We start from the raw sequence: 12955 nt of genomic DNA, 5'->3' as shown, positions 1-12955 counted from the left end.
ACGACGAAGCCGTCGGTTGTTCCGCCTGCACCTAGGCCAACGGACTTTCGCGCAGTTGCTTCCGCCACTGCCGAGGCTATCTACACCTGGGACACGAGGACCTCGTCTTATTCAGAGGTGTATGGTCGGATGCGCGATTTATGGGTTTTGCTTCCGGATGGTTCCAATCCATGGTCCGTTTTGGTTCAGGAGTTTGAGGCTACGGGTGTAAACGCTGGTTCCTTTGCGACTCTGACGGGCGAGGGCGCATTCCGTGAAGCGAAGTCGGAGTCACTGACGTGTGACGAGCAACTGGTCAAGGTACGCGAACGACCTGCGCCATGGCCGGGGCTGCATGTCTGCACTGTGCAACTTTCTGTCGAGGACCACACTTCAGCGAGTACCAACCCTTACTTCGCACCCGTCAGCGTCATGGTCAATTGTCCTCCAGCACCGACAGCACCTGCAGATCGTTGCGTGATGGTCGCCTTCTATGCGTCATCCAACCGAATCGTTTACTGATGCCCTATCCCGGACTTGCTGCCGTTCTCGTGCGACGGCGCACCCTTTACAGGCTACTCGGAGCGTTCGTGGCCGTTGTCGCGCTCGCATTTGCTGTCGTCGCCAGTGCGGTCGCCGTTGTCTTGGCGGGGGATCGTTCGACGGCGGCCGTCGCCTGTGTCTCTGGCGCTGATGTTGGTACGGTTAGCACTCTCGATGCACTTGACCAGCCCGCCGGCGGCGGAATCGCCGGGCTGTCAGCGGCCCAGACACATGTTGCCAGCAGTTACGTTTCGGTCGGCAAGGGGCTCGGCTTGCCTCGTGAGGCGTTGGTCATTGCCATCATGATGTCACTACAGGAGTCAGGCCTGCGGATGTTGGCCAATACCAGCGTCCCCGAATCCTTCAACTTTCCGCATGATGGCGTTGGGAGCGACCACGACTCCGTCGGCTCGGCTCAGCAACGACCTGCCGCCGGTTGGGGCAGCGTCCAAGAGCTGATGGATGTCAGCTACAACGCTCGAGCCTTCTATGGAGGTCCTACAGGACCCAACCATGGAAGCCCGCGCGGGCTCTTGGATGTGCCCGGATGGGTCTCAATGGGCAAAGGCCAGGCTGCCCAGGCGGTGCAGGTTTCAGCCTTCCCTGAGTTGTATGACCGGTGGGAGCCTCAAGCGTCCGCGATTGTGGACTCCCTCAGTGGTATCGAGCCGGTTCCTACATGTACGAATGCCCCCGCCGCGAGCTTTGACGTTGTCTCAGCTGAAGGTTTGAGTCAGATCCGGCAGGACATACTTCACTTCACCAAGATGGGGGTGGGTGGCGCATATGTCTGGGGTGGCACTGCCTTCAAGGCGTGGGACTGCTCCGGTTTCGTTCAGTGGATCTACAGGCAGGTCGGATTTGAGCTTCCACGCGTGGAGCAGTGGCGAGTGGGGCGGATGACGAACAACCCTCAGATCGGAGACCTAGTGGTGCAGAATCCCCAAGGTCCCTACAACTGGGGCCACGTTGGCATATATGCCGGCAATGGGATGATGTATAGCGCACTGAATCCGTCGGCAGGGACCTTGCTTCATCCAATTGATTGGAACCCAGGCGCCTCCTACTTCAGTCTCTTGGACTAGGCATTCTCCAGGAGAGTTTTGGAACAGGAATAAACCCTAACCGCGGCTCCCAAGGACCGGGCGATGGCGCCAGTTGCATTCTCGGCGGGCTCCGAAACCGGAACCGCGATCATTACACAGGACCCGGCGCCGGACTCTTGCTTGGACGTAATTTGGCAATACAGACCCAGTGGCATCACTCCTCAAAGACAGTGTTGGTTCCGCCAGTCAACATGGATCAGCTTTTACCAGTCCATGTTTGCGTTTTGCTCCCAAAGATAGGAGTGATGTTGAATCATGTTTTCAAGCTGTCCCGCGTCGCGGGCCCGCTGCAGTTCCTCTCTAAACTCCTTGTCGTATCGGACATCCAGCCCTTCTTGGATCCACAGCATGGCGTCCGAGAGGGGACCTGTTTCGAGCCAGTTATCCAATCCGTCGAGGGTCTTCATGGCCTCTTCAAAGTCGGCTTCTCTTGCTGGAACAAACTGAAAGTGAGGACTATCTCGGATATCAGAGAAGGCGGCAGGCACGGCTCCAACTCCGGGCACATGGAAGTGGATGGTTGCCTGATGCTTGTCAAAGCCACCGTGGGAGTACGTGTTGCGCCACGTTTCTACTAGGCGCACTAATTGGTCTCGATGACGGCGGGCTACTCGGTCCTGACTACTAAAGACTCGCCCGTACTTGTCTCCCCAGCGTTCGGATATGAAATCCGGAAGGCTTTCAGTCTCGGGACTGAAGTCGGTGAACGGAAGGGCAAGGACCAGAGTGTGCTCAAGCAAGCTCAGGTATGCGTTCAGGGCGGCAACGAGACTGTAGAACCCCTCAGGGGGATCTGACACCAAAGTCAGGCCCCCGAAGGAGACCCCCTCGTTCTTACTTCCTTCGCGTGCAAAAGCACGTCGGGCTCCTTCGCGAAAGTATTCGTAGGACTGCCGCAAGGTTCCATACTGATTGATGATGGTGACGTTGCCCGAGCTGACCTGCTCTTCGCTGAAGGGCCTAAGAATCCAGGACTCAATGATCCTCACCGCGGACTCGAGCTTTCTTACGATCTCGTGGTGTGCCTTTTCGGCCGTCGCCCGATCAGCCTCGTCGTGAGGGTCATGATCCAAATAGAGTCGCATCCCAAATTTTTGGAGAGCGACAGCACCGTGACGTCCTTTGTAGCTCAGTGGGATGTAAAAGGCGACCTTCTCGGATCTTCCCAGATCCTCGAGTCCAATAAGGAGCAGAGCGTACCTAATGAGGTACGGCACAGGCCAATTATCCCTGGGCACTATGAACCGGAGGATTTCTCCTCGACTGGAAGTCGGCGCGGAGAAGTCCCTTAGACAGGTGGTTGAAAGTTTGGCTGCCGCTTCGCTGGTCCCCCGCAGATCGAAATTCACATATGGAGGCTAGCGTAGATTCCGTTGCTCCGAAAACGGGGCGGGGTTGTAAGCGTTACATACTGGTTCTCGGAAGAATGTTGCCCCCCATCGGTCGTCATGTCGTTCCCTCCCTCCCCATCCATGAAGTCGTGAGCCCAATCAGCTCATTCCATTGGAAGACGACTGGATGGAGCACCAGATGTTTCTGGCAGCGGTGGATCCTGGGATCACACCAAACGCGAACTTTCCTTTTCTTGAGTCCCTCAAGCAGATCGGCGGCGGCATCCTCGTTGGCGCCTTCATCGTCATCGCGATCGTGGCGATCATCGGGGCTGCGATGCTGTTGGCTGGCAAGCTAAGCCAATCCTCGCGACTGGCCTCAGGCGGCGGGGTGATCTTGCTATGGACCGGCCCCGTAGCTGCAATCCTAGGCGGGATCAACGGCTACATACTCTGGTCGCAGACGGCATTTCCGTTGGGCTTCTAGACGCTCGCGATCATGCCCATCGAGTGTGATCTCAACGGTTGGTGGCCGCCCGGCTGTGGACTGGTTTCGCAAGCCAACGACGGCGTCCAAGGTTCCATCACTTCAATCTTCGCCAACGTCCTGCAGAACATCGCCTCATGGATGTGGGGATTCATCACAGGCGCCTTCCGTGTTTCCGAAGTCGATGAATCACAATGGGCGGCTATCGGCGGACTGACCAACTGGTGGGTCATCGTGATGATGACTCCCTTGGTTGTCGTGATGATCCTTCAGCTCCTCTCCGGACTCATAAGCCAGCAACCTCGCCGGCTGATCAGGGCACTTGTCGGGGGAGCCGCAGCAGTTCCTTTGGTGGCGGCGGCGGTCTACCTTGTCCAGCAGCTCACCCGAGTAACGGACTCTGCTTCGACCGCTCTCCTGGAGTCGATCGGGACTGACCCTCACGTCGTGTTCATGCGGCTCTTCGGCTTCGAACGAGCTCCCCAAGGCTCCGAGCGCGAATGGAATGTCATCTCCCTGGCGCCGGGCAATCAAGGCGGAGCCGTCGGCGGCGCGATAGTGACGGTAATGGTGGTCATCGTCGTGTGGATTCTGGCATTCATCCTCATGTGCTCGATGATCTTCAGGACGTTCGCCCTAGCCGTCCTGGCGGCCGTCGCACCGGTCGCCCTCATGATGATGCCCTGGGAGAAGTCAAAGGCTTGGGCCGGACGGTGGTGCGAAGTCGTCGTCGCGCTCTTGCTGGCGAAACCTCTGGCGGCGACGATTCTTGCAGCTGCCATCAAGCTGTTTGCGGATTCGACGTCCTTTGCAGGGTTGGCCGCCGGCACTGTCGGCATGGTCCTTGCCTGCGGAGCACCATTGATGGCGCTGAGGCTGGTTAGCTTTGCGGGTGGCGAACTCGCTGCCGCTGCTCAAACGGCTGGTGGCGGCCACGTTCTTGCTCGCAGCAGCAGCATTGCTTCCAGGCAGTTCAGTCGACAACTCGGTGGCCGCATGACGATCGCTTCAATGTTGGGCAGATCGTCACTAGCTCGACCAATTCCGTCAAGTCGCAAAGGCATCCCACCGCGCGTACTGGCACCGTCTGTGCCACTACCGCGCAGCCTAACGGGTACGACGCCGGTACCTGCCTCAGGTGCAAACCCTTCAGCGTCGAACGGAGCTGGCTCTGCCCGCGGAGGCGCCGCCAGACAGGACGACGTGGTGAGCGGAGAGGTCGTGGCCGATTCGAGTAGGAAATCGTCGCCTGCGACACCTTCGCAGACAGACAGAACCCCGACCGCCGGACCGGCAAAGGCAAACCGGGCGAGGACCCCTCGGCAGCCCGAAGTGCGAAGTCCCGGCAGTGCGCTACCCGCATCCCAATTGCCGCCCATAAGGCCCAAGCCTTCTGAGGGGCACTTCCCACCGGAGAAACCCCATGACTGAAGATTCGCGCGCCCTGGAGGCCGTCAAATTTCCCCGATACGAGCGCCGTGGCATTTTCATGGGGTTGAAGTGGTACCAGCTCGTGTTGCTGGCCCTCGGCATCCTCACGGCGATTATTGCCTCGGCGACGGGAGGCCCGGTCGGACTGACGACAATGAGTCCCATCTGGCTGGTGCTCATGCTCATGGGCATACTCCAACACGCTCGAATCCCGTATCCCATCTGGGCCAGCCTCATCACCCTGTTTTTCGTCCGACTGATCCTGGGCCAGACTCGCTATCTCGTTCGACCCGAGAAGGCGCTGAAAGCCGGAAAGCTGGCGCTGCCAGGAGGACTTGGCAGCCTCAAACTTCAGATGACGAGCCGTGGAGAGTGTTTTATCGTCGACCCTCAGGGGAAGGAGGCAACGGTCGTCTTGCGTTGCACCACCAGGTCATTCGCTCTGCTCGACGACGATGACAAGGCGTGGGCCGCTCAGGCATGGTCACGGGTACAAGCAGGACTCGCTCAACGCTCGGACATAGCCAGAATCGCCGTTCAGGACTACACGGTTCCGTATCCATCGTCAGCGCTCCAAGACTTCTACGATCACACCATCATGCGAAATGGAGGTCGACCGGGAGGCAGTTCGTGGGGTGAGATGGCGTATCAGGACTTGATTGCTGCAGCCGGATCCGCCATGAGTCACGACGTCTTGCTGGCCGTGGTTGTGGATACCGCCAAGTCGAGGAGGCGCATCAAAGAGTCCGGCGGAGGTATGGGCGGACTCGAGCGTGTCCTGCGTTTGGAGGTAGTGGCGATCACGACATCCCTGGCCACTCATGGAGTGCGGGTGGACGAGTGGCTTTCGGAGTCCCGACTACTTGAAGTGTTCAGGGGTTCTTTTGATCCTGAAACGGTCTCCAGAGCGTCGGTGAAGAATGACAGCGGGCCGCGGGGTGCCCAGACAGCCGGAAAGCGGAGAGTCAGTTCAAGCCCGATGGCCGTAGAGGAGCACTGGACTTACCTCCGTACGGACTCCGGCTTCCATCAAACCTTCTGGGTCGCAGAGTGGCCGCGGCAAAAGGTGTATCCCGGTTTCCTGCACCCGCTGGTTTATGTCGGCGACTTCCGACACACGGTAACGCAGGTGATTCGTGCCGTTCCCACTTTGGAGGCGCTGCGGGACATCCGATCGGCCCAGGAAGCTCATGAAACCCGTCGCAGAATCAATGCCCGGTTCGACCGGCCCACTACGCGAGAGCAGCGAGCCGAGGAAGAAGAAGTATCGCAACGGGAAGAAGAGATCGTTGCCGGGCACGGCGATGTTCGTCCAACCGCCTTCGTGACGATTACCGCAGCGTCCTTGGAGGATCTGGCCCGACACCGCCACGAACTTGAGTCCGCAGCAGCCGGCGCGTTCGTCGAACTTCGATTGCTGGCGGGGCAGCAATGGGCAGCCTTCATCGCGGGTGGACTGCCGTTGGGAAGGGGATTGCGATGAGCCTCAAGAATCAAGAGGTGACCTATACGCCGTCGGGCACTCGCGCCGAACGCAAGAGGCTCAGAAAGGCGACAACCGCTGAGTCATTACCGCAGAAGCGCAAACTCGGTCAGCGGATTGACGAGGCCTTGGAGCACCGCGGCGACCGCGAGCGCCTTGTCGGCGATTGGGGGAGCAGGGAACCTCAATCACTATGGGGGCCGCATAGGCTGCGGCCGGCACCTCACCGCGCCTCGACCATGACCTTCGCGGCGGCCTACCCCTTCATCACCGAGTCAGGACTTGGCCACGAGGGAACGTACATAGGAACGGACGTCTTTGGTTCGGGAGCCTTCTCCTACGATCCGTGGATCCTGTACGACAAAGGGATCATCAGCGGTCCTTCAATCGTTGTGATTGGCACGGTAGGCACAGGCAAGTCCATGTGTGGGAAGTCGCTGGTTGCCCGTTCCATAACGTTGGGACGGAAAGCGGCTGTGGCGTCTGATCCCAAAGGTGAATGGGTGTCAGTGGCCACGGCTGTGGGCGGCAAGGTCATTTCCGTTGGTCCCGGTCGCACTGCTCGTGTGAATCCACTTGATGCGGGCCCGAGGCCCAGTTCTCTATCGGACACTCAGTGGAAGGCTGTCGTCCGGCAGCGGCGTCGGCAACTGATCGTGGCTTTGGTGTCTCTTATGCGTCAAGGAACACCGTTGCATCCTGTTGAGCACACCGCTCTCGACATGGCGCTCATGGAGACCACCGCCGAGAACTCGACGCCGACCCTTCCTATGGTGCTGGACCACCTTTTGAGTCCTTCCGCGGAAACTCTGGCCATTGTGGGCAAGGATGGCGGAGCGGCAGTGAGTCACTCACTGCGGCGCACCGTCTCGGGTGACTTGGAAGGCATGTTCGATGCGCCGTCCACGGTGGCCTTCGATGCTGACGCACCAATGATGGTCATGGACACGTCCGCACTCATCGGCGCCTCCGAACAGGCGTTGTCCCTCGCCGCAGCCTGCAGTGCCACTTGGCTGGAAGCTGCAGTGACAAACCCCGACGGCGGCAAGCGGCTCGTGGTGTACGACGAAGGCTGGCGGATGCTCGCCGATCCATACATGTTGGCCAAGATGAGCGAGCAATGGCGCCTTGCGCGCACCTACGGGATTGCCAACCTCCTCATCATGCACAAGGTAGCTGACCTCAATGAGATCGGAGACAGCACGAGCGGGCATCGTCAGAAAGCCCTGGGTTTGCTGACAGAAGCGGACACGCGCATTATCTATCGCCAGAAGCATGACGCCATGCGCCTGACCAAGGAAGCCCTGGGTCTCACTGAAGCTGAGTGCGAGCACGTCGAGAACCTTCCCAAGGGCGTCGGGCTCTGGAAGGTAGGGAACCGTTCATTCATCGTTGCCAATAGAGTGACCACGGACGAGCTGGAAGTGTTTGGCACCGATGACCGGATGCACCTGTGAGGGCGAGATCGAGTAGCAGCAGTCCCATGGTTTCAGTGGGACTCTGGGCTTTGACCGGTTACATGGCTTTCTGCCTGTTGGTCCAGGCAGCTGCCCACCTTGCTGGCGCGGGGCACTGTGGCGGCAGGCCGCCGTCGTTCTTCAACCCCGCTGCAGGCGCCGGGCTGTTTGCGGGCCGCCACGACTGGATTGTTGGTGCTTCCCGCAATTGCACCTTAGACATGGCGGCAGTCTGGTGGATTGTGGGAGTCGTCCTCACGTTGCTTGCGGCGCTCGCAGCCGGGTCGGCGCTGGCATGGAGAACCTGGAAACAGTCCGGCGCGTGGCTACGGCAGGACATCCTGAGCAGGGATGGTGTCGCAGGCCGCGCGGAGATCCTTCGGGATTTTGGAGCCAGAGCGGTTCGCAAGCGTGGGCAGTTTACTCGGCCAGGCCTCAGCAAGCCGAGTGTTCACGATGTTTCGTGGACACTTGGGCGCTCCCGCGGGGTGACTATCCATGTTTCCACCGAAGAGTCGATGGTCATTCAGGGGGCGCCTCGATCGGGCAAGGGACTGTACGTGGTCATCAATGCGATTCTCGATGCGCCTGGTGCTGTTGTCACTACATCCACGCGTGCCGACAACCTGGTGGTGACTATGCGAGCCCGGATGTCCGATGGGCGGCCGGTGACTGTCTTTGACCCTCAGGACATGTCGGGTCTGCCAACGACGTTGCGCTGGTCGCCGGTACGTGGTTGCGGTGACCCGGATATCGCAACCCGACGGGCTCTTGTGATCACCGCAGATACAGAAATGAAGGGCGAGAACGCGGCATGGCAAAAGCGCTCGCTGATCGTGCTGCAGTGCTTACTGCACGCGGCCGCGCTGTCAGGCGAAGGTATCGCAGCCTTCCGTCGATGGTCGTCCAGTCCTGTCTTGGCCAGAGAGGCTCTGGATATCTTGGGGCGGCCCGGAGCCGCACTGGGGTGGCAGGCCGACCTCATGGGGATCTTGGAAGACGACCTTCGTAACACCTCCAACTCCTGGATCGGGGTTTCTGCTGCCGTGGCTCCACTCTCATCTCCCAGAGTGTTGGCGGCACTGAACCCACAGGACGAAGCTCAAGAGTTTGATCCAAAGGACTTCATCAGGCAGCGGGGGACTCTCTACCTCATTGGCACCCGCTCTGGAGCTGCGGCGGCTGGCCCCTATCTCTCGGCTCTGATTGACGACATCGACAACGCTGCGCGTGAGCTGGCCTTCGTCGCACCCGGAGGCCGACTCGATCCGCCGCTTTCACTAATCCTCGACGAAATAGCGAATCTCTCGCCGTGGCCTGGTCTGCCTGTGGTGCTCTCTGATGGCGGCGGCATTGGCATCTCAACGCTCGTGGTTCTGCAGTCCCTTTCTCAGGCGCGGAGTGGATGGTCGATCGAGGAGGCCGCTACCATCTGGGATTCCGCGATCATCAAGGTGATCTTTGGCGGCGGCTCGGATGAACGTGATCTGCGCTCGCTGGCGGGCCTGTTGGGGGAGCGGAGCCTCATCCTGAATACCCGTTCCTGGTCGTCTCAGGGCCGCCAGGACGGCGAGCAGATCCGGGAGAGCCCAGTGATCCGACTCGATGAGATCCGGCGCCTTCCTGTTGGTACGGCGCTCATGCTCGGCCGACGAACTCGTCCGATCCTCCTGGACTTGCGTGACTGGCATAGACGCAAGGACGCTGCTGAGCTGGGGCGCTCGAAGTTGGAGACCGAGCGGGAATTGGCCGCTGGCCATTTGAGTAGGCAGGCAGCAGACAGCGAGGTTGATTCATGAGCACGCAGGCGGATGACTCTGACTTCGAGGTGGGACGGGTATCTGACTTGGATGACGAACTGACAGCTGAACTATTCCGGTCCTCATTTCAACCGTCTCCGCGCAACGTTGGCGTGACTCATCGATGGCGGGAGATGTCTTCGGCACAGGCGGAGGTGGTGTGGCAGAGCCTCTTCGACTGGGTGCGGTGGTTCGTTGCTACATATCAACTGACGACGTCGGTGGTGCCGGATTGCTGGTGGCGACACTCGGAGATCGTGGCCGAGTTGTATGCGCTTCAGCGCGCGGAGGCAGCATCATTTACGTCTGACGACTCGGGTTTCGGGCCGCTGGCGTTCCACGAAAGGCTGCCACACGGTGTCGAGCGCCTCCGAAACCATACGCGGACGGCTGGCTGCGTCGGGCTGCAGAGCCATAAGGAGCCGGTCATGAGGATCGTGCCGACCGAGCCGGACTTCGAGGACTGGAAATTGAGCACCCATCAGACCCGAAGCTGATTTCGTCATGCTGTTGTTTCGGTCGCTCGACATGAATAGGTGATCCCTTCTTAGGGCTGTCTAGAAGCACGAAGGATGGCTGTCGTGGCCTCTGCATCTGAACTGAATGCTGGCTCAAGCGGTGAATCGGGAACCGCCGCGCCGCCGTCGAACGTTCGCCTGTCACCGGAGGAACGCATAGCCGACCTGACTAGGGGACTTCACGCAGCACTTGAGGAAGCCATCGATTCGCCGATGCGCTGGCAGGTTCTGCTCGATGCCTCCGCAACACTGTGGCGGTACTCCGGGGGCAATGTCGCCCTGCTGATGATGCAAATGGCGCAGCGCGGTACCCAAGAGCCGACGCTGGTGGCGGGCTACAAAGAGTGGGCCAGGCATGGGCGGACGGTTCTGCGTGGAGAGCACGCGCTCTGGGTGATCGCGCCCCGGACGGCTTCGATGCAGGAATTAATCCTGGCTGACGGACAGCGCAAGCTCCTGCCAGCGAATCAGGCCGCACCTGATGATGCCATCAGCAGAGGCAAGAAGAACGTGGTCACAGGTTGGCGCGGGCAGGCTGTCTTCGACGTCACACAAACGGAGGGCACTCCGCTGCTGGTGCCTCGCGCGGATGCTCAAGGTGGGGCGGACGTGGGGGATCTGTGGAGTTCCCTCCGGGAGGTTGCGAAGGAACACAGCTTCCGGGTTGAGGTGTCGGGATTCCAACATGGCTACACGAGTGGCTATACCGACTTTGATGCTCGTCGAATTCAGGTTGGTGCCTGGATGAACGACGAGGAGCGGGTAGCGGTTCTTGCTCACGAACTTGGTCACGTCCTTTTGCACGGACCATACGACCGCCTGGGGCGGCTGTATGGAAGCGGCGCGAACCATCGTGGCCTGGCGGAAGTGGAAGCAGAATCAGTTGCCTACACCGTCCTGCGGGCTCACGGCATCGATCGCGGACCGCAGTCAGCGTCCTATTTGGCCGGCTGGGCCGACGCAGTGATCAGGACGGAGAAGGATTTTAAGCACGACTCCCTAGAGGGCTGGGTGCCGACGTCGCGTGTCGACATCGCCAAGTCGGTCTTGGGGCGGGTGACCGCGGCAACCAAGGGGATCCTGGCGGTCTCGGATCCTCCTGGATTCGGAGGGAAGTTCGCTGCCGCCAGTGCTGACCGGTCCATAGCGGCCAATCCGACCTACGCCGGCGTCCCTGGACCGAACGCGTCATTAAACGGTCCTGAGATTGCTGGTCCCTGAACGCACAGATGTCCGTCGGGAGAGGCCCGTCGACAAAGGAAGGTAACCCATCATGAATACAAAGATCCCCATCACCATCGTGGGGAACCTGGTCGCAGATCCCGAACTGACCATCGGGGAATCCGGAACTCCGCATGCGAAGCTCCGCGTTGCCGTGAACCAGCGGATTCAGAACCCGGATGGGACGTGGCGAGACGGCGAACCGGTCTTCCACAACGTGTCGGCGTTCCGGATGCTCGCGGAGAATGCTTCTACTTCTTTGAAGAAGGGTGACCCTGTGATGGTGTCGGGAGAGCTTGAGTTCCGTTCGTACGACAGGGACGGCGAACGGCGCGAAGCTCGGCGGATCATCGCTGACACTATTGGGCCGGACCTTCGTTTCGGGACGGCGACTTATCAGCGATCGGCCCGTGCAGTCTCCGAAGCGGAAGCGGCTGTAGAGGCGACGGGTCCACAAGCCACTACGGCGACCGGCTGGCCCACGTACAACGTGACGACGAAGGGGCCGGTGGTGGCGTCCCCTTTCGGCGGAGCTCCGGTGAATGACATGACGGTTTGATCTGTTTTTGCTGTTCCTGGCCCACGTCTTGTTCGTTGAGGCGTGGGCTCTTTCGTGGGAGAGGGATTCCTATTCGAACACATGTTCTAGTCTTGTTGTCATGAGACCAAAGCAAGACTCCACCGCTTTCGCCCGCATGATGGCCCAGATAGGCGCCGACAACAGCCACCCCAAACCTGACGACGGCAAGATCATCGAGCTGGAGCCGGGCAGCCAGCCGCTGGTTCGCGTGGGGGAGATCTATGGTCGGGCGATCAAATATACGAGGAGCTTTGGGCTGGTCGAGTGGGTGGATGACCGACGCGTCTATCACGTTGAGTGGTTCCCGGCGGGGCAGGTCAAGCGGGTGGACCAAGAGTCTTGGAGGGGGCGGCCACTGTAGGTTCCTGATACCGGCTTCAACTGGGTATGGCCGGAACTACGAAGTGGTTGAACCGCCGCCGGAGTTAGCGGACGCAACGACTAGACGAGCGGCGCCCACGCTAAGACTTGGTCGCCGCTGATGCGGTAGGTCGAAGGCCATGGAGCTCCCGGTTGCACCTGCGCTGGATCTGGCCGAATCAGCAGAACGGATCCAGGCCAGATTGGCTCGGGAAGTGCTTCGATCCATGCCGGTTGGATGTAGTCGAAGCGATTCCACCGGATGGTGATCCAGGCGCCGGTCGGCTGAGGGGCATCTACGGTTAGGACGGTGACCTCGGTTGTGGTCCCGCCGGCCGCCTTCAGGCTCTCGAGCAGCTTCCATTGTTCTGCTGCTTGGGTCTGCCACTGCCGTTGGCCGCGGACACGTTGGGCCCAGAAGAGCAGGACTACTACACAGGGGGTCGTGAGGGATACCAGCAACCAGGCCGTGCCGGAAATCGTGAAGCTTAGAACTGCCAGGATCACAGCAAGCACCAAGGTCACTGCGCTCGCAACGATAAGCGCGGGTGTTGCTATTCTCGGCTTGAGGACTGGGTTCATCTGCATACTTGCTCCAGCTTCCAGTTTAAAGTTGCCATTGCGCGTTTGTAAGGCTTTTTGGGGAGTCCACCTCATGCA

General features: G+C 60.1%; 12 protein-coding genes. 10 read left to right on the top strand and 2 right to left on the bottom strand.

Features of this window, described 5'->3' with window-relative positions; all coding sequences use genetic code 11:
* Nucleotides 1-500 precede the first annotated feature (500 nt).
* Nucleotides 501-1607, top strand: a complete 1107-nt coding sequence (locus ACZ881_RS12620; protein WP_476115919.1) for a C40 family peptidase — start codon at nucleotides 501-503, stop codon at nucleotides 1605-1607.
* Between the two features lie 224 nt (nucleotides 1608-1831).
* On the opposite strand, the gene ACZ881_RS12615 is transcribed toward ACZ881_RS12620, so the two are convergent.
* Nucleotides 1832-2977 (bottom strand): exodeoxyribonuclease VII small subunit, encoded by a 1146-nt coding sequence (locus ACZ881_RS12615; protein ID WP_476115917.1) that lies wholly within the window; start codon nucleotides 2975-2977, stop codon nucleotides 1832-1834.
* Nucleotides 2978-3131: 154 nt separating this feature from the next.
* On the opposite strand from ACZ881_RS12615, the gene ACZ881_RS12610 reads away from it, so the two are divergent.
* The 9 genes from ACZ881_RS12610 (at nucleotide 3132) to ACZ881_RS12570 (ending at nucleotide 12296) form a co-directional block, all read left to right on the top strand.
* The gene (locus ACZ881_RS12610) at nucleotides 3132-3446 is read left to right on the top strand and encodes a hypothetical protein (RefSeq protein ID WP_062096305.1); all 315 of its coding nucleotides are present in this window, start codon (nucleotides 3132-3134) and stop codon (nucleotides 3444-3446) included.
* 12 nt (nucleotides 3447-3458) lie between these two features.
* A complete protein-coding gene (locus ACZ881_RS12605) occupies nucleotides 3459-4877 on the top strand; it encodes a type IV secretion system protein (protein WP_476115914.1) in 1419 nt (472 codons plus the stop codon).
* Nucleotides 4870-6360: an SCO6880 family protein gene (locus tag ACZ881_RS12600; protein WP_476115912.1), complete on the top strand. Its 1491-nt coding sequence runs from the start codon at nucleotides 4870-4872 to the stop codon at nucleotides 6358-6360. Before ACZ881_RS12605 ends, ACZ881_RS12600 begins: the two co-directional genes overlap by 8 nt.
* On the top strand, nucleotides 6357-7817 hold the full coding sequence (locus ACZ881_RS12595) for an ATP-binding protein (RefSeq protein ID WP_476115911.1): 1461 nt from the start codon (nucleotides 6357-6359) through the stop codon (nucleotides 7815-7817). Before ACZ881_RS12600 ends, ACZ881_RS12595 begins: the two co-directional genes overlap by 4 nt.
* Nucleotides 7818-7843: 26 nt before the next feature.
* Nucleotides 7844-9616, top strand: a complete 1773-nt coding sequence (locus tag ACZ881_RS12590) for a type IV secretory system conjugative DNA transfer family protein (protein ID WP_476115909.1) — start codon at nucleotides 7844-7846, stop codon at nucleotides 9614-9616.
* On the top strand, nucleotides 9613-10113 hold the full coding sequence (locus ACZ881_RS12585; RefSeq protein WP_476115907.1) for a hypothetical protein: 501 nt from the start codon (nucleotides 9613-9615) through the stop codon (nucleotides 10111-10113). Before ACZ881_RS12590 ends, ACZ881_RS12585 begins: the two co-directional genes overlap by 4 nt.
* A gap of 84 nt (nucleotides 10114-10197) precedes the next feature.
* Complete coding sequence (locus tag ACZ881_RS12580; protein ID WP_476115905.1) at nucleotides 10198-11355, top strand: ArdC-like ssDNA-binding domain-containing protein; 1158 nt, start codon at nucleotides 10198-10200, stop codon at nucleotides 11353-11355.
* Nucleotides 11356-11407: 52 nt separating this feature from the next.
* Complete coding sequence (locus ACZ881_RS12575; RefSeq protein ID WP_476115903.1) at nucleotides 11408-11914, top strand: single-stranded DNA-binding protein; 507 nt, start codon at nucleotides 11408-11410, stop codon at nucleotides 11912-11914.
* A gap of 100 nt (nucleotides 11915-12014) precedes the next feature.
* Nucleotides 12015-12296, top strand: coding sequence for a hypothetical protein (locus ACZ881_RS12570; RefSeq protein WP_476115901.1), 282 nt, complete (start codon nucleotides 12015-12017; stop codon nucleotides 12294-12296).
* A gap of 80 nt (nucleotides 12297-12376) precedes the next feature.
* Here the strand turns inward: ACZ881_RS12570 and ACZ881_RS12565 are convergent, their stop codons facing one another.
* Nucleotides 12377-12883, bottom strand: coding sequence for a hypothetical protein (locus tag ACZ881_RS12565; RefSeq protein ID WP_476115898.1), 507 nt, complete (start codon nucleotides 12881-12883; stop codon nucleotides 12377-12379).
* Nucleotides 12884-12955: the final 72 nt, after the last annotated feature.

It is taken from the genome of Paenarthrobacter sp. TE3676 (genome assembly GCF_056279165.1).
The sequence above is the reverse complement of the archived record's forward strand: the minus strand, read 5'-3'. Positions and strand labels throughout refer to the sequence as shown.